Origin of the sequence: Kocuria rosea subsp. polaris, assembly GCF_001483755.1 — a bacterium.
Lineage (GTDB): Bacteria > Actinomycetota > Actinomycetes > Actinomycetales > Micrococcaceae > Kocuria > Kocuria cellulosilytica.
Genome location: NZ_LQBK01000022.1, coordinates 1 through 16,099, shown reverse-complemented (window position 1 = coordinate 16,099; position 16,099 = coordinate 1). Strand labels below are relative to the sequence as shown.

13 protein-coding genes, 1 tRNA gene and 1 pseudogene are annotated in these 16,099 nt (G+C 72.0%); 8 read left to right on the top strand and 7 right to left on the bottom strand.

The features are described 5' to 3' along the window. Positions 1 to 131: 131 nt before the first annotated feature. Positions 132 to 1,013, top strand: coding sequence for an alpha/beta fold hydrolase (locus AVL61_RS10405; RefSeq protein WP_058874266.1), 882 nt, complete (start codon positions 132 to 134; stop codon positions 1,011 to 1,013). Positions 1,014 to 1,143: 130 nt separating this feature from the next. Here AVL61_RS10405 and AVL61_RS10400 read toward each other — a convergent pair whose 3' ends face one another. The 3 genes from AVL61_RS10400 to AVL61_RS10390 form a co-directional block, all read right to left on the bottom strand. Continuing rightward, positions 1,144 to 1,755 carry a hypothetical protein gene (locus AVL61_RS10400; RefSeq protein WP_058874265.1) on the bottom strand — a complete coding sequence of 204 codons (612 nt, stop codon included), beginning with the start codon at positions 1,753 to 1,755 and terminating at the stop codon, positions 1,144 to 1,146. 444 nt (positions 1,756 to 2,199) lie between these two features. Then, positions 2,200 to 2,276: transfer RNA gene (locus AVL61_RS10395), tRNA-Thr, on the bottom strand. Positions 2,277 to 2,446: 170 nt separating this feature from the next. Further along, positions 2,447 to 3,310 carry a DsbA family protein gene (locus AVL61_RS10390; RefSeq protein WP_058874264.1) on the bottom strand — a complete coding sequence of 288 codons (864 nt, stop codon included), beginning with the start codon at positions 3,308 to 3,310 and terminating at the stop codon, positions 2,447 to 2,449. Positions 3,311 to 3,476: 166 nt separating this feature from the next. On the opposite strand from AVL61_RS10390, the gene AVL61_RS10385 reads away from it, so the two are divergent. The 3 genes and pseudogenes from AVL61_RS10385 to AVL61_RS10375 all read left to right on the top strand — a co-directional run bounded on the left by AVL61_RS10385 (position 3,477) and on the right by AVL61_RS10375 (position 6,953). Further along, positions 3,477 to 4,979 (top strand): alpha,alpha-trehalose-phosphate synthase (UDP-forming), encoded by a 1,503-nt coding sequence (locus AVL61_RS10385; protein ID WP_058874263.1) that lies wholly within the window; start codon positions 3,477 to 3,479, stop codon positions 4,977 to 4,979. After that, positions 4,979 to 5,785, top strand: coding sequence for a trehalose-phosphatase (otsB, locus tag AVL61_RS10380; RefSeq protein WP_058874262.1), 807 nt, complete (start codon positions 4,979 to 4,981; stop codon positions 5,783 to 5,785). The genes AVL61_RS10385 and otsB overlap by 1 nt, the downstream gene beginning before the upstream one ends. A 150-nt stretch (positions 5,786 to 5,935) precedes the next feature. Further along, positions 5,936 to 6,953, top strand: a pseudogene (locus AVL61_RS10375) (ABC transporter ATP-binding protein). A gap of 95 nt (positions 6,954 to 7,048) precedes the next feature. Here AVL61_RS10375 and AVL61_RS10370 read toward each other — a convergent pair. Both AVL61_RS10370 and AVL61_RS10365 read right to left on the bottom strand, forming a co-directional pair. After that, complete coding sequence (locus AVL61_RS10370; protein ID WP_058874261.1) at positions 7,049 to 7,252, bottom strand: hypothetical protein; 204 nt, start codon at positions 7,250 to 7,252, stop codon at positions 7,049 to 7,051. A 130-nt stretch (positions 7,253 to 7,382) separates the two neighbouring features. Then, positions 7,383 to 8,204 (bottom strand): MurR/RpiR family transcriptional regulator, encoded by an 822-nt coding sequence (locus AVL61_RS10365; RefSeq protein WP_058874260.1) that lies wholly within the window; start codon positions 8,202 to 8,204, stop codon positions 7,383 to 7,385. A gap of 149 nt (positions 8,205 to 8,353) precedes the next feature. Here AVL61_RS10365 and AVL61_RS10360 point away from each other — a divergent pair, with 149 nt between their 5' ends. Beyond that, positions 8,354 to 9,556, top strand: coding sequence for a DUF4032 domain-containing protein (locus AVL61_RS10360; protein WP_058874259.1), 1,203 nt, complete (start codon positions 8,354 to 8,356; stop codon positions 9,554 to 9,556). A 22-nt stretch (positions 9,557 to 9,578) separates the two neighbouring features. On the opposite strand, the gene AVL61_RS10355 is transcribed toward AVL61_RS10360, so the two are convergent. Both AVL61_RS10355 and AVL61_RS10350 read right to left on the bottom strand, forming a co-directional pair. Next, entirely contained in the window at positions 9,579 to 10,154 is a 576-nt protein-coding gene (locus tag AVL61_RS10355; protein ID WP_058874258.1) for a TetR/AcrR family transcriptional regulator, read from the bottom strand. Between the two features lie 37 nt (positions 10,155 to 10,191). Continuing rightward, entirely contained in the window at positions 10,192 to 12,450 is a 2,259-nt protein-coding gene (locus AVL61_RS10350; protein WP_058874257.1) for an HAD-IB family hydrolase, read from the bottom strand. Positions 12,451 to 12,598: 148 nt separating this feature from the next. Here AVL61_RS10350 and AVL61_RS10345 point away from each other — a divergent pair, with 148 nt between their 5' ends. Genes AVL61_RS10345 through AVL61_RS10335 form a run of 3 tightly spaced genes read left to right on the top strand, consistent with a single transcriptional unit; the run spans position 12,599 to position 15,886 of the window. After that, positions 12,599 to 13,387 (top strand): SDR family NAD(P)-dependent oxidoreductase, encoded by a 789-nt coding sequence (locus AVL61_RS10345; protein ID WP_058874256.1) that lies wholly within the window; start codon positions 12,599 to 12,601, stop codon positions 13,385 to 13,387. 23 nt (positions 13,388 to 13,410) lie between these two features. Beyond that, entirely contained in the window at positions 13,411 to 14,175 is a 765-nt protein-coding gene (locus AVL61_RS10340) for a lysophospholipid acyltransferase family protein (protein ID WP_231738376.1), read from the top strand. A gap of 37 nt (positions 14,176 to 14,212) precedes the next feature. Continuing rightward, positions 14,213 to 15,886, top strand: a complete 1,674-nt coding sequence (locus tag AVL61_RS10335) for an FAD-binding oxidoreductase (protein ID WP_058874254.1) — start codon at positions 14,213 to 14,215, stop codon at positions 15,884 to 15,886. The last annotated feature ends 213 nt before the right edge of the window (positions 15,887 to 16,099 follow it).

Genomic DNA, 16,099 nt, shown 5'->3' with positions numbered 1-16,099 from the left:
GCTCGTCCCGCGTGCGTCCACCGATAGCATCACGGCGCGGCGCCGGACGCCCGGAAGCACGGCCCGTGTCCTCCGGGCCCCTCCCCTGTCGGCCCTGTCGGCGCCCCCGCGGGGGGACGATACTGGTCGTCATGGAACGGACGGTGCGGGCGGACGAGCACTACGAGCTGTGGGTGGAGGAGACGGGCCGTCCCGAGGGCTCGCCCCTGCTCCTGGTGATGGGCGCCAACGCGTCCGGCGCGACCTGGCCTGACGAGCTGGTGGCCCGCCTGGGCGCCCGGCACCGCGTGGTGCGCTACGACCACCGCGACACCGGCCGATCCACCCGCGCCTTCGCCGAGCACCCGTACGCGCTGCGCGACCTCGCCGCGGACGCGGTCGCGGTCCTGGACGCCCTCGGCCTCGACCGGGCGCACGCGGTGGGCATGTCGATGGGCGGCACGCTCGTGCAGCTCCTCCTGCTCGACCACCCCGGCCGGCTGCTCAGCGCCACGGTCCTCGCGACGTCCGCGCTCGGCGCCGGCCTGGCCGATCCGTCCGGCGCCGGTGACGTCGACCTCCCGGGGCCCGATCCGCGCCTGCTGGAGCTGTGGCAGCACCTGGCCGACCCGCGCGACCCGGACGAGGAGATCCTGTGGCGGGTCGAGCACTGGCGGATCCTCAACGGCGACGCGCTGCCGTTCGACCCGGAGGAGTTCCGGCGCCTGGAGGAGCGCGTCGTCGCCCACTCGGGGACCGCGGACAACCCGGCGGCGCACGCGCTGGCCGATCAGTCCGGCCTGGACCGCGCCGGGGAACTCGCCGGCGTCACGGTGCCCGTGCTGGTCGTCGAGGCGCCCGAGGACCCTGTGAACCCGCCGCCCCATGCCCAGCACCTCGCGGCGTCGATCGGGTCCGCCCGCCTCGTGACGGTCCCCGGCCTGGGCCACGCCCTGCCGCACAGCGTGCTCGGCCCCCTGGCCGACGTCGTCCTCGAGCACACGGCGGCGGTCGACGGCGGCAGGACCGGCTGACGCCCCGCGCACGGGAGCGCCCCGTCCACCACGGGACGGGGCGCTCGTTCCCTCGCACGGATCCCGGTCCTACTGCCGGTGGACTCCGCCTCCGGTTCCGGACCGTGCATCGAAGCCGGTGCCGACCGGATCAGTGCTTGTGGTCGTCGTCGTGATTCTTCTTGTGCTCGTGCTTGCCGTCGTCCTTCATGTCCTCGTGGTGGTCCCGGCTCCGCTTGTTGTCGTCGTCGTAGAAGTGCCACTTCTCGTGCTTCTCGCAGTACCACCAGTGATCCTGGTGATCGTGGCCGTTGTACTTCTTGTCGTCGCCGTCCTTGTCGTGGCGGTGGTCGCGGTCCCGGTCGTACCGGTCGTGGTCGTGACGGTCCTTGCCATCGCGGTCGTGCCGGTCCTTGTCGCGGTCGTACCGGTCCTTGTCGTCGCGGTCCCTGTCGTACCGGTCCCTGTCGTCGCGGTCCCAGTCCCTGTCGTGGCGATCCCGATCCCGGTCACGGTCGTGCTTGTTCTCGCGGTCCCGGTCGCCGTCGCCGTTGCGATGACGGTCGCCCTTCCGGTCCTTCTCACCGTCGTGGTCCCCGCGCCGGTCACGATCCTCGTGTCCGCCACGCCCCTTGTCGTATTTACTCGCGGCATCCTTGGGCTTACTATCATCTGACCCCGCGACCGCCGGGGTGGCAACCGTTCCTCCCACGAGGGCGGCGGCCATGGCCGCGCCGACGAGGGTCTTCCGCAGAGTACTCATGAATTGCTCCTGTGGAATGGGCATGACATGGGAATCGTCATGCGATCGAGATGTTCCGAGACCTGGGCAAGAGGTCTCACCTATGAGATAGGTATGAACACCGTAGGAGTGTCCTGAGTCACGGTTCAAGGCCCGGACCGGGAGAATCGCGATCACGGTTCTGTCTCGCCGCAGTCCCGGAGCGGCATGTGGTGCTCAGACCCTCGCCGGCGTGGTCCGCCCCCGGCCGAATTGTCGGTGGCCTCCGCAACGTGAGCTCCGGATCCCACTGTTGGCGCGGATCTCGACGCCCGTGTTCACCAGCGCACACTCTTCGAGGAGATCCAGCCGGGCCCGCCCCGCCTGCCGTGGCCGCACGGAGGACAGCAGGCTTGTAGCTCAGATCGAGATCTCCGCGCAACATGTGACGTCATGAGTGGTCGCGACCGCAAAGTCGTGGACCGGTGGAGCCCCCTACCGGATTCGAACCGGTGACCCCCTGTTTACAAGACAGGTGCTCTGGCCAGCTGAGCTAAGGAGGCGGAGCGGCTCTCGGGCCTCCGCACGGGTGCGGCCCGGGCAACCGGTTCCTCAGGATATCGGACGCGCCGGGGGACGCCGAAATCCCCCGCACCGGCACGGCTCGTACAGCACGACGGCGCCGCACCCCGGGCGGGGACGCGGCGCCGTCGTGCTGCTGCGGGGGCGGACCCTACTCCTTGGCCTCCACGGCGGCGTCGAGGGCGTCCTGGAACGGCTCGTTGCCGAGCCGCTCGCCGTCGATGAAGACGGTCGGGGTGCCGGACACGCCGTTGGCCAGGGACTCCTGCGAGACCACGTTGACCATCGGCCGCCAGGTGTTCTCCTCGAGTGCGCTCGCGATGTCGGCGCCGTGCGCGGAGGCGATCTCCACGAGCTCCTCGTCGTCCAGCCCACCGGTGCCTTGGTGGGAGAACACCTCCTCGACGAAGGCCAGGTACTGCTCGGTGGAGACCTGGTTGCCCACCTCGTAGGCGGCCGCCGCGGCCCGGGACGAGTACTGCGTCGGCGTCGAGCGGTCGAGGAAGTTCAGGTTGCGGTACTCGAGGGTGATGTCGCCGGAGGTCACGGCCTCCTCGATCGCCTCCCCGTTCTCGGTCTCGAAGTCGGCGCAGTGCACGCACTCGAAGTCCTGGAAGATCACGACCTGCACGGGCTCGTCGTCACCGGAGGCCTCGACGCCCGGCGGGACGGCGGACTCGTCCGGGGTCTCCGGGGGCTCGGGGACCTCACCGAGGTCGCGCTCCTGGACCTCCGACTCGCCGGTGCGGATCCCGTCCGCCGTGAGCACCGTGCCGCCCCACTGGTTGGCGCTGGCCGGGACGGGCCCGGCCTCGGGGATCTGCTGGGCCCGGTTCTGCGCCACCACGATGCCGATCACGGCGACGATGACGAGGACCAGGGCGAGGATGCCCAGCTGCAGGATCCGGCGGGAGCGCTTGTCCTGCCGTGCGTGCTGGTCCGCGACCTGCCGCGCCCGCTCCCGGGCGGCGTCGCGGTTCCGGGGGTCGGGGGTCGTGCTGCTGCTGGATGCCATGGGTCCTCTTCGAAAGATCCTCGGGGGCGGATGGGGGCGTGTCGTCGCCCAGATTATCGGACCCTCTCCCGGCCCGCCGACTCAGCGGATCCCCAGGCGGAACCATGAGCACACTGACGAATAGACTGGGGCCAGGACGACGACGACCTACCGGAAGGACACCCCCGTGAGTGCAGAGCAGACTCCCACCGCCTCCTCGGACGATCTGGAGCAGGTGCCGGAACCTCGGACCGACGTGCCGCAGGAGGCGGGCTACGACTTCGTCGTGGTCTCCAACCGGTTGCCGGTGGAGCGCGTCGTGGAGCACGGCGAGTCCTCCTGGCGCCGCTCCCCCGGCGGGCTCGTGGCCGCGCTGTCCCCCGTCATGGCCCGCAACGCCGGCGCCTGGGTGGGCTGGCACGGGGCCGCCGACGAGACGCTGGAGCGCTTCGACCACGACGTCTTCCACCTCGCGCCGGTGCCGCTGTCCGCCGACGAGGTGGAGGCCTACTACGAGGGATTCTCCAACGCGACCCTCTGGCCCCTCTACCACGACGTCATCGCCCCGCCCGAGTTCCACCGCACGTGGTGGAACACCTACCGGCGGGTCAACCGCCGCTTCGCGGAACGGACCGCGGAGATCGCAGCCGAGCACGCCACCGTGTGGGTGCAGGACTACCAGCTGCAGCTGGTGCCCAAGATGCTGCGGGAGCTGCGACCGGACCTCACGATCGGGTTCTTCAACCACATCCCGTTCCCGCCCCTGGAGATCTTCGCGCAGCTGCCCTGGCGGCGCGCCGTCCTCGACGGCCTCTCCGGCGCGGACCTCATCGGCTTCCAGCGCCCGGGCGACGCCCAGAACTTCCAGCGCTGCGTGCGGCGGTTCCTGGACGTGCCGTTCAAGAACGGGGCGGCGCGCTTCGGCACGGACGACGCCGGGTGGACCGTGCACGCCCGGTCCTACCCCATCTCCATCGACGCGGAGGCCATCCAGGAGCTGGCCTCGCGGCCGGAGGTCAAGGAGCGGGCCCGGGAGATCCGCCACGAGCTCGGCGACCCCGAGACCGTGTTCCTGGGCGTCGACCGGCTGGACTACACCAAGGGCATCCTGCACCGCATCAAGGCCTACGGGGAGCTGCTGGAGGACGGCAAGCTGACCGTGGGGCCGTCGGTGCTGGTCCAGGTGGCCAATCCGTCCCGGGAGCGCGTGGAGTCCTACGTCCAGCTGCGGGAGGACGTGGAGGGTCTCGTGGGCCACCTCAACGGCCAGCACGACACCATCTCGCACACCGCGATCCGCTACCTGCACCACGGCTACCCCTTCGAGGAGATGGTGGCGCTCTACCTGGCGACCGACGTCATGCTGGTCACCTCCCTCCGGGACGGCATGAACCTAGTGGCCAAGGAGTACGTCGCGGCCAAGACGGACGGGTCCGGGACGCTGGTCCTCTCCGAGTTCACGGGCGCCGCAGAACAGCTCAAACAGGCCTTGCTCATCAACCCCCACGACATCGACGGGCTCAAGGACGCGATGCTGCGGGCCAAGGAGATGTCCGCCGCCGAGGCGAAGAAGCGGATGCGCTCGATGCGCCGGCAGGTCCTGGGCAACGACGTCAACGACTGGTCGGAGGCCTTCCTGCGGGACCTCGCCCGCACCCGCCCGGGCACGACCGGTGAGGAGGAGCAGTGATGAACGCGCACGACGACACCCGCACGGCCCTCGAGGAGTCCCTCCACCGCGCGGCGGAGGCCGAGACCCTGCTGGTCGCCCTGGACTTCGACGGCACCCTGGCCCCGTTCACGGACGACCCGGACGACAGCCGGGCGCTGCCGGAGGCCCAGTCCGCGTTCGAGGAGCTGCTGGGGCTGGACCGCACGTACGTGGCCGTCATCTCCGGGCGGCCCATGCGGTTCCTGCGCTCCGTGGTGGATCCGGCGGGCCGGATGCTCCTGTCCGGCTCGCACGGGGCGGAGCTGCTCCTCGACGCGCTGGGGGCGGCAGCCGCGGACACCGCGCTGCAGCTCTCCCCCGCGCAGGAGGAGCTGCTGGCGCAGGCCACCGCGCTCGTGGAGGCGCAGGTGGCCCGGTACCCCGGCTCCAAGCTGGAGCTCAAGCCCACGGGAGCCGCCTTCCACACCCGCACGATGGCGGACCAGACCCTGTGCGCCCGGGCGGAGCAGGAGATGATCGAGCAGTTCGAGCAGCTCGAGGGGCTGAAGATCACCCCGGGCCAGCACGTGGTCGAGTCCTCGGTGCACTCCGCGACGAAGGGCGAGGGCATCACGGCCTTCATGCAGGCCACCGGCGCGGACGTCACCCTGTTCGCCGGCGACGACGTGACGGACGAGAACGCCATGCGCGAGCTCGGCCCGGACGACCTCGGGATCAAGGTGGGCACGGGCGAGACCGTGGCCCCGCACCGTGTCGCCTCGCCGGAGGAGCTGGCCTCGGCCCTGGCCCGTCTGGCCGGGCTGCGCCGGGACGCGCAGCAGTGATCCCGGACGACATGACCGCCGATGACGGCGAGCCGGGGACATCTGCACGGCAGGAGTGACTAGGATCACTGTGGTCCCCATCACCTGTGGGGGCAGCTCTTCTCCTTCGGATCGTCCGGCACGTGCCTGCCGGGAAAGAGGCTGTGAACCATGTCTTCTGTGCGCTACGCCAACGTCACCTGTCAGTACCCCGGGGCCGAACGCCCCTCGGTCACCGACCTGAACCTCGACATCGCCGACGGGGAGTTCCTCGTCCTGGTCGGCCCCTCCGGGTGCGGCAAGTCCACCACCCTGCGGATGCTCGCCGGCCTCGAAGAGGTCACNNTTCGCCCTGAAGATCGCCAAGATCTCCCCCGAGGAGCGCCGCCGGCGGGTCGAGGAGGCCGCGAAGATCCTGGATCTGACCGACTACCTCGACCGCAAGCCCAAGGCACTCTCCGGCGGGCAGCGCCAGCGGGTGGCGATGGGCCGGGCCATCGTCCGGTCCCCGCAGGTGTTCCTGATGGACGAGCCGCTGTCGAACCTCGACGCGAAGCTGCGCGTGCAGACCCGCACCCAGATCGCCTCGCTGACCCGCCGGCTGGGGGTGACCACGGTCTACGTGACCCACGACCAGGTCGAGGCGATGACGATGGGCGATCGGGTCGCGGTGCTCAAGGACGGGCTGCTGATGCAGGTCGACACCCCGCGGGCGCTCTACGACCGGCCGGCCACGGAGTTCGTGGCCGGGTTCATCGGCTCCCCGGCGATGAACCTCTTCCGCGTGCCGGTCCAGGGCGGGACGGCGACCTTCGGCACGATGCGCCTGGAACTGACCCGGGAGCAGCAGTCGGCGCTGACCGGGGACCGGGTCACCGTCGGGATCCGGCCCGAGGACCTGCACCCCGCGGCTGAGGGAACCGGGCTGCCGATCGAGGCCGACGTGGTCGAGGAGCTCGGCGCGGACGCCTTCGTCTACGGCCACCTCGCCCCGGTCACCGCCGCCAACACGATCGTGCCCGTGGACCCGACCGGGGGAGTCGACGAGGACGCCGAGGGGGCGCACGAGATCATCGTGCGCGCCGAGGGCCGCACCCCACCGCGGGCCGGGACCACCATCTGGGTCGCCCCGGACCTGGAGCACGTGCACCTGTTCGACACCACCACCGGCAACCGCCTCCCCGACTGACGTCCGCGCGGGCGGACCGGCAGCAGCCGCACCGCACCGGCGCCGCGGCGCCCTACCCTCTCCGGGGAGGGCGCCGCGGCGTGTCCGGGGCCGGATCAGTCCCGGGCGGGGTGGTCGGCGAGCACCTCCTCGACGAGCTGGGGGTCGGCGTTCCGGACGTCCCAGTCCCCGGTGCGCTCGTGGTAGGCCCGCGCGGCGGCCGTCACGTTGTAGCGGCTGGCGTCGCGCGGCGGATCGGAGTGCTCGAGCACGTGGATGAGATGCGTCTCGGCCTGGGCGAGCGCCTGGGAATCCTGCATGGCGAGTTCCTTTCGGTGCCGACCGGACCCGTTCCGGTCAGGATTGATCAGCCAACTGACGGATTCTAGCCGACGGATCCCGTCGACGCACCGGGCGTCCAGCACCGGACGTCCAGCGGAACGGCCCGGCTCAGCGCAGGTCCAGCTCCTCGAGCTCCTCGTAGAGCTCGGCCGTGCGGCTCACCCGTCGTCGTCCCTCCGGTCCCGCCGCGGCCAGCACGCCGTCGGCGAGCACCGACACGAGGCTCATGGCCGCCGCGTAGGAGTCGAACGGCCCCAGGCCGTCGAGCGGGCACTCGATCCACAGGTCCACGGCTGACGCATGGCGCCGGGCCGTGCTGTCCGCGACGAGGACGGTCCGCGCCCCGGTGGCCGCGCAGACCTCCACCAGGCGCTCGAACCCGCGGGGGCGCCGCCGGAAGCCCAGCAGGACGACGACGTCGCCCTCGCCCACGTCCACGAGCTCCTCGCCGAGGGTCTGACCGGGCAGGGGGGCGAGCCGCACGCGGTCCCGGACCTGCTGCAGCTGCTGCTTCAGGTGCAGCGCCACCGGGTAGCTGTTGCGCAGCCCCACGAGCAGGACGGTCCTCGCGCCCGCCAGCGCGCGCACGGCCTGGGCCGGGCGGTCCTCCCCCGACTGCTCCAGGACCTTGCGCAGGTTCTTGAGCTCCTGCTCCAGGTGCCGGCTCAGCTCCGGATCGGCGTCGGGGCCGAGGGGCACGCCCTGCTGGCGCAGGGTGCGTGCGGTCTCCCGGAGCTCGGTGAAGGACTCGAAGCCCAGGTGGCGGTAGAGCCGGGAGAGGGTGGCCCGGGAGACGCCGCTCATCTGCGCCAGCTCCGCCGAGCTGTACAGGGCGAGGTCGTCCAGGTGGTCCAGGATCAGGTCGGCCGCCCGCTGCTCCTGCGGCGAGAGCCCGGCGTAGTGCGCGTGGATGCGCTGTTCGATCGACACCCTCACCACCCTAGCCACCGCGGGGGCCGGGCGCGGCGGCACCGGGGCCGTCCCGGTTGCTAGCATGGCCCGTTATGAAGGGTTCTCCCGGCCCCAGCTTCCCCCTCGCGCCCCAGCACCGCCCCGCCCGCGGCGGACGGTCAGGGAGCGTGTCGATCCAGACGGCCTTCCCGGACCCGGTGCTCCTCGAGCTGCCGTGGGACACGCCGCTCGAGCAGTGGCCGGAGCACGTCCTCGCCGCCCTGCCCCGGGGGATCTCCCGGCACGTCGTGCGCTTCGCCCGCGCCGGCGAGAAGGTCGTCGCCGTCAAGGAGACCGTTCTGCACTACGCCCGGCACGAGTACGCGACCCTGCGCCGGCTGCAGCGGATGGGGATCCCGTCCGTGGTGCCGGACTCCGTGGTCACGGACCGGTACACCCCCGAGGGGGAGCTCCTGCCGGCAGCCCTGGTGACGGACCACCTGAGCTTCTCCCTGCCCTACCGGGCCATCTTCTCCGCCGGTCCCAGCGCCGCCACGGTCGAGCGGCTCGTGGACGCGCTCGCCTCGCTGATCGTGCAGCTGCACCTCTCCGGCTTCTACTGGGGCGACGTCTCGCTCTCCAACACGCTGTTCCGCCGGGACGCCGGGGCGTTCGCCGCCTATCTGGTGGACGCGGAGACGGGCGAGATCCATCCGAAGCTCACGGACGGCCAGCGGGGGTACGACATCGAGCTGGCCCGCACCAACGTGGCCGGGGAGATCATGGACCTGCTGGCCGGGGCCGTCGAGGAGGGGCACGACATCGCGGACGTGGTGGATCCCTTCGAGGTCTCCGACCGGCTCGTCGCCACCTACGAGTTCCTGTGGCGCGAGCTGACGGTCGAGGAGTCCTTCAGCATGGACGAGCGCTGGCGCGTGGTGGAGCGGGTGCGCCGGCTCAACGAGCTCGGCTTCGACGTCGAGGAAGCCTCCATGGACACGGTCGACGGGCGGATCCGGCTGCGACCGCAGGTCGTGGAGCCCGGCCACCACACCCGTCGCCTGCAGCGGCTCACCGGTCTGGGCGCCCACGAGAACCAGGCCCGCAGGCTCCTGACCGACATCGCCCAGCTCGGCCAGGACCTCTACCCGGGCCTGCCCGAGGAGCTCGTGGCCCAGCTGTGGATGCGGGAGGTCTTCTCCCCGATCATGGAGGCGGTCACCCCGCCGATGCGCCGCAAGCTCGAGCCGGCCGAGATCGTGCACGAGGTGCTCGAGCACCGGTGGTTCCTCTCCGAGCGGGCCGGCAAGGACGTGGCGACGCACACGGCGGTCGAGGACTACGTGGCCTCGCAGCTGGCCCGGCGCCCGGACGAGCGCGAGGTCTTCTGAGCCGGGCGGCGGCGCGGACCGGTCAGGGCCGGTGCGCCCGGAGCACGCCGGTCAGCGTCCGGTGCACCCGCAGGGGCCAGTCCTCGCCCAGGCTCCCGTAGCGGGCCACGTGGGAGTAGGCGGAGCCCAGCACGAAGTCGAGGACGACGTCGACGTCCAGGTCCGGGCTCAGCCGCCCCGCCGCCGTCTCCGCGGCGAGGAGCTCCTTGAGCCGCTGCACGCGCGGCCGGACCAGGTGCGCCCGCAGGATCCGGGACGTCTCCGAGTCCGGGTCGCTCAGCAGCGAGACGGCCACGCCGATGCCCATGTCGTGGAGCAGGAAGTCCAGCGCCTCGGCGAGGCCCTCCTCCCAGCTCGCCGGGGAACTCGGCCGCTGCGGCGAGTACGTGGCCACGGCGTCCTCGAGGGCCCCCTCGAGCATCTCCAGGCTGTTCGCGTACCGGCGGTAGATCGACGTCTTGGCCACGCCGGAGGCCGCCGAGACCGCCTCGATGCTCACCCGGTGCGGCCCGCCCTCCCGGAGGAGGGCGAGTGCCGCCGCGGTGATCTTCTTGTCGGTGGAGACGGTCCGCGGATCGGTCCGGTCGTCGTCGCCCATCGGTGCCCCTCCTGCTCGCCGTCCGCCGCCCCTGCGGTCAGGCGGTCTTCCAGTCCTCGATGGGCCAGTGGTTCTTCCGGGCCAGCCGGTACAGGGGCAGGTCCGGGTTGACCGTGTAGGGGTGGCCCATGAGCAGCAGCCAGCTGGCGTCCGCGTGGGAGTCCCCGTAGCCGTAGGAGCGGGACAGGTCGTAGCCGCCTTGCTCGGCGTACGTCTTGAGCCACTGGGCGCGCGCCTCGTCGACCAGGGGCGGCGTGGCGAGGTAGCCGGTCATCACGCCGTCGCGCTCGTCCATCCGGCCCGCCACGACCTCGTCGAAGAGGTGCGCGATCGGCTCCACCAGGAGGTCGATGGACCCGGTGACCAGCACCGTCCGGTGCCCCGCGGCGCGGTGCTCCTCGATCCGGGCCAGGGCCCCGGGGCGCAGGAGGCGCCGCATGTCCTGGCCGAGCGGGCCGGCCACCTGCTCCCGCACGGTCCCGGCGGGCACGCCCTGGTAGCGGCGCATGAACGCCCGGATGAACTCCCCGCGGTCCCGCTTCTCGGCCTTGAGGTAGGTCGGAGCGCTCGAGACGAGGTCGGCGACCTCCGCGGGCCACTTCGCGAGGTGGAGGGTCCGGCGGCGCAGCTGCAGGTACTGCCGGATGACCGTGGAGTCCAGGACGGTGCCCTCGAGGTCGAAGACCGCGAGCACGTCCGTGCCTTCGCTGAGCGCCCGCCGGACCGCGTTGCGCCGCTTGGACGCCGCCTGGAGCCGGCCGTAGGCCTTGGTCATCGTGGTCAGGGCCGGCAGGTGCACGTTCTGCCAGTAGTCGGCCCAGTCGATCGACCGGACGTCGAAGGTCCGGTCCTCGGGCGTGCCGGCGGGCAGCGAGTCGTTGAGCTGCCGGGTGCTGGCGTCGTCGAAGATCATCTCGGTGCGCGTGTAGGACTGGTACAGGTCCACGTAGGTGCGCAGGGAGCCGAGGCCGGACTGCATGCGGTGCAGCGAGCTCGCCCACTCGCGGGTGCGGGACGTCGCGGGCAGCGCCGAGGTGAGCCGGCCGCCCACCGCGGAGAGCCGCTCCTTGACCGCGAGCGAGCGCTCCACGGCGTTGTTGGCGGGGAACTTCCACTCGGGCACGCGGATGGGCTTGCCCTCGGCGTCCTCGAGCGGGTGGGCGAGGAAGAAGGACCGGACGTTCTCGTACATCTGGTGGAACGGGAGCGGGTTCGAGGCGCCCGAGCAGACCTGGTAGTACGCGGGGGCGGGCTCCGGCTGCCCGTCCGAGGTGACCTCGCCCGACGGGCCGCGGTGCCCGTCCGTGGCCAGCGCCACGATCGCGTTGACCACGAAGTCGACGGGGATGACGTCGAGCACCGAGTCCGGCAGCCCCGGGAACTCCGGCAGGGCGCCCTTGGCGTAGGCCATGATCAGGGGGTCGGCCACCTTGTAGCCGTCGATCCAGCCGGGGTACGGGTGGCGCAGCGCGGACTCGATGATCGAGGGCCGGACCACGGAGAGGCGGTGCCCGCCGCCCGCCCACTTCTGCTCGGCGACGCGCTCGCCCAGGGCCTTCGTGAAGGTGTAGATGTCGGTCCAGCCGAGGGACTGCGCCCGGGTGCGCCCGTACTCGACGAGGCGGGTGCGCACCCACTCCTCGCGCGCGGCCTCCGCGGCGCGGGCCACCGACTTGGGGCCCTCCTTGCCGTGGTGCGCCGTGGCATCGTCGATGATCGCCTGCAGCCGCTCCGGGGTGCGGGAGGCCATCTCGGCCTCGTCGCGCGCCCGCTGGGCGGCCGCGTACTCGGCGGCCCAGTCGACGTCGTGGTCCACGGGCGCCTCGGGGCGCAGGCCCTTCGCGATCCCGCCGACGTAGCAGGTGGAGACGTGGATGACGTGCGGGTCCTGCCCGGAGGCCAGGAGCGCGTCGTAGAGGCCCGTGGCGCCGCCGACGTTCGTGCTGAAGGCCTCGTGGATGGGCGGGTCGAAGGACACCGTGGAGGCGGAGTGGATCACCACGTCGAACGGTTCCGTGATCTCCGCGAGGGCGGAGAGGTCCCCCTCGAGCACCGCGGTGCGCTCCGCGAAGACCCGCTGGGCCTCGTCATCGCCCACGGCCTCGCGCCAGGTGCGGAAGGCCGGCTTGCGCAGCAGCTGCCGCAGCCGCTGCGCGCCGCTGATGCTGCCCCTGGGCCGGACGACGGCCGTGACGTGGACCCCCTCGTGGTCGGACAGCAGCCGTTCGAGCACCGCCTGCCCGAGGAAGCCGGTGGCTCCCGTCAGCAGGACGCGCGTGGTGGGGGTCTCGGTCAACGGTGTTCCTCCGGTGGTGTGCTGGTCCGCGGCCGGTGCGGAGCGGGCGGGGGGCTGCGGGCGGATCCCGCCCGGCGGGCGACGACGGCGCCCCTCGAGCGGACCGCACCCGACTGCGCTACGGCTACCGTAGTGTAGCCTAGATCTCATGCTTACCGCTCTCGTGACCGGGGGGACGTCCGGCATCGGCGCCGCGTTCGCCGAGGCCCTGGCCCGCCGGGGAAATGCACTCGTCCTGGTGGCCCGCGACGCGGAACGCCTGGAGCAGACGGCGGCCGGGCTCCGCTCGGCGCACGGCGTGCCGGTGGAGGTCCTGGCCGCCGACCTCTCCGACCGCGCCGACGTGGACCGGGTCGCCGCCCGGGTCGAGGACCCCGAGCGCCCCGTGGACGTGCTCGTGAACAACGCCGGGTTCTCCGTGAAGACCCGCTTCACCGACCCGGACACCGGCGCCCACGACCGCGCGTTCGAGGTCATGTGCCGGGCGGTGCTGGTCCTGTCCTCGGCGGCCGCCCGGGCGATGACCGCGCGCGGCTCCGGCTGGATCATCAACGTCTCCTCCACCGCGGGGCTCGTCACGATGGGCTCGTACTCGGCGATCAAGGCCTACACGACCGCGTTCACCGAGGCCCTGGCCGTCGAGCTCGGCGGGACGGGCGTCCACGTCACCGCCCTGCTGCCCGGATGGGTGCGCACGGAGTTCCACGAGCGCGCCGGCATCAGCGGGTCCTCGATCCCCTCCTTCATGTGGCTCAGCCCCGAGCGCGTGGTCGAGGAGGCGCTCGACGACGTGGCGCGCGGCAAGGTGCTCTCGATGCCCACCAAGCGCTACCGGCTGCTCGGCTTCGTCCTGCGGCACCTGCCCCGCTCCGCGGTGCGCCGGATCTCGGGGCTCGTCGCCTCGGCCCGCCAGAAGGAACGGGCGGCCGGGTCGTGACGCGCCGCGGCCCCCAGGAGCCCGTGCCGGTCCAGCGCTCCATCGACGGGAACGGCGCAGGGCCCTCCTCCGCGGCCGAGGCCGCACCGGAGGCACCGCCCGCGTCCTCCGCGCACCTGAGCCCGGAGCGCTTCCGCGACCCGAGGCGCCGCCTCGCCCGGCGGATCGCCCAGCGGATCTTCCTGCAGGGCCTGGCGTACCGCACCGTCCGCCGGACCGTGGTGACCCACCCGGCGGCCGACGCCCTGGACGGGGCCTGCATCGTGGTCGCCAACCACTCGAGCCACCTCGACGCGCCCCTCGTCCTGGGCTCGGTGCCCCGGCGCATCCGCCGGGACCTCGCGACCGGGGTGGCCGCGGACTACTTCTTCACGGCGCCGCACAAGCGGATGTTCACCGAGCTGATCTTCAACGCCTTCCCGGTGGACCGGACGGGGACCGGGGCGAACCGCGGGCTGTCCAAGCAGCTGCTGAAGGCGGGGGTGCCGCTGCTCATCTTCCCGGAGGGCACACGGTCACGCACGGGCAAGATGGGGTCCTTCAAGATCGGCGCGGCGGGCCTGGCCAAGGCCGTGGGCGTCCCGGTGGTCCCCGTGGCCCTGATCGGGGCGTACGAGGCGATGCCGCGCGGGGCGCGCTGGCCGCGCCGCGGCCGGCCCCGCGTGGTGGTGGCCGTCGGCGAGCCGCTGGCCGCGCGCGAGAAGGAGCCCACCTCCTCGTTCAACGACCGGATCGAGGCCTCGGTGCGGTCGCTCTACGCCGAGCACCGTCCGCGCATCGACGCCTGAACCACCACCCCCCGAGAACCAGGAGAGTACTGCGCAGATGGCACCCGTGAAGCACATGAAGTGGTGGGGGTGGGGCGAGGAAGGCGTGCACTTCGAGTACGCCAACAAGCCCGCCTTCGCACCGTTCGTCAAGAAGGCGCTGGACGTGGACCTGCGGCCCCGCCAGCGCGACACCATCGACTTCTCCACGGTGCGCGTCCCCGCCTCCCGTGCGGACGACGCCCTCCTGGACGCGCTGGCCGCCGTCACCGGACCCGAGCACCTGACGCTCGACGACGAGCTGCGGGTCGTGCACTGGGCCGGCAAGTCCGTCACCGAGCTCCTGCTCACCCGGGCGGGCGACTTCGCGCGCGTGCCCGACGTCGTCGTCTACCCGGCCGGTGAGGACGAGGTGGCCCAGGTGCTGCGCCTGGCGGTCGAGCGCGACCTCGTGGTCATCCCCTTCGGCGGCGGCACGAGCATCTCCCGCAGCCTGCAGCCGGACGCCGATGAAGAACGAACGATCGTTTCCCTGGATCTGGGCCGGATGAACCAGGTGCTGTCCCTCGACGAGACCTCCGGCCTCGCCACCATCCAGGCCGGGGTGCTGGGCCCGGACATGGAGGAGCAGCTCAACGCCCGCGGGTGGACGCTGGGCCACTTCCCCGACTCCTTCACCCACTCGACCCTCGGCGGCTGGGCCGCCACACGCTCCTCGGGGATGCAGTCCGACAAGTACGGCGACATCGCCGACATCGTGCGCGGGCTGCGGGTGGTGCGCCCCGGCGGCACCGTGGTGCTGCGGCCCCTCCCCTCGACCTCCACCGGTCCGAGCCTGCGGGAGATGATCATCGGCTCCGAGGGCCGGCTGGGCGTGATCACCCAGCTCGACGTGCACGTGCACCGGATCGCCGAGCACCGCGAGGTCATCGCGTACATGTTCCCCACGTGGCAGCAGGCACTCACCGCGATGCGCGAGATCGCGCGGTCCGGCGTCAGCACCACCTTCGCCCGGGTCTCCGACGCCCACGAGACCGCGTTCTCGCTCTCCACCCAGAAGGCCCCGGCCACCCTCAAGAAGAAGGTCACGGCCAAGGGCCAGGACCTGCTGTGGGAGCTCATGCGCCGCCGCGGCTGGGACACCGATGCCATGTGCATCGCCTACGTGTGCTTCGAGGGCAGCAGGGCGGAGGTCGAGCGCAGGAAGAAGGCCGTGTCCGGTCTCGTGAAGATGCAGGGCGCCCTGGTCCTGGGCGCCGGCCCCGGCGCGCTCTACGACCAGAAGAAGTTCGACACCCCGTACCTGCGCGACTTCCTGCTCGAGCAGAACACCATCGGCGACGTCTCCGAGACGGCCGCCCCGTGGTCCAGGCTCACCAGCGTGCACCAGGCCGTCTACGAGGCCGCCCACCGGGCCTTCGCGTCGCAGGGCAAGACGGGGTGGATCATGTCCCACATGTCCCACTCGTACCACTCCGGCGCCTGCCTGTACTTCACCTTCGGCTACGAGATCGGCGAGGACCCGCACGGCGAGTACGCCGTGATCAAGGGTGCGATCCAGCAGGCCTTCATCGACGCCGGGGGGACGCTGTCCCACCACCACGGGGTGGGACTGGAGCACAGCCCGTGGATGGAGCAGGACGTCTCCCCCGAGGGCGTGCGCCTCATGCGCAGCCTGTTCGCCGCCGCGGATCCCGGGAACAACTTCAATCCGGGCAAGATCGTCGGCTGATCCCCGCCGTCCGCGAGCTGCAGGCCCCCACCGCCACGGTGGGGGCCTGCGTCGTGCGGAGGCCGTGACAGGGGCCGGCGGGCCGGCGCGGTCAGCAGGTGCGATGACGGTGGTGGGTTCGTTAAGTGCGGGGAGCCCCCGCACCGTGTGGTGCGGGGGCTCGACCCTGGTGGTGTGGTCCGGCGGTGTCCTACTCTCCCACACCCTTCCGGG

Bases quoted from the DNA above. Each gene is read 5' to 3' on its own strand.
- AVL61_RS10405 (WP_058874266.1), top strand. From the start codon at position 132: ATGGAACGGACGGTGCGGGCGGACGAGCACTACGAGCTGTGGGTGGAG.
- AVL61_RS10400 (WP_058874265.1), bottom strand. From the start codon at position 1,755: ATGAGTACTCTGCGGAAGACCCTCGTCGGCGCGGCCATGGCCGCCGCC.
- AVL61_RS10390 (WP_058874264.1), bottom strand. From the start codon at position 3,310: ATGGCATCCAGCAGCAGCACGACCCCCGACCCCCGGAACCGCGACGCC.
- otsB (WP_058874262.1), top strand. From the start codon at position 4,979: ATGAACGCGCACGACGACACCCGCACGGCCCTCGAGGAGTCCCTCCAC.
- AVL61_RS10370 (WP_058874261.1), bottom strand. From the start codon at position 7,252: ATGCAGGATTCCCAGGCGCTCGCCCAGGCCGAGACGCATCTCATCCAC.
- AVL61_RS10355 (WP_058874258.1), bottom strand. From the start codon at position 10,154: ATGGGCGACGACGACCGGACCGATCCGCGGACCGTCTCCACCGACAAG.
- AVL61_RS10345 (WP_058874256.1), top strand. From the start codon at position 12,599: ATGCTTACCGCTCTCGTGACCGGGGGGACGTCCGGCATCGGCGCCGCG.
- AVL61_RS10335 (WP_058874254.1), top strand. From the start codon at position 14,213: ATGGCACCCGTGAAGCACATGAAGTGGTGGGGGTGGGGCGAGGAAGGC.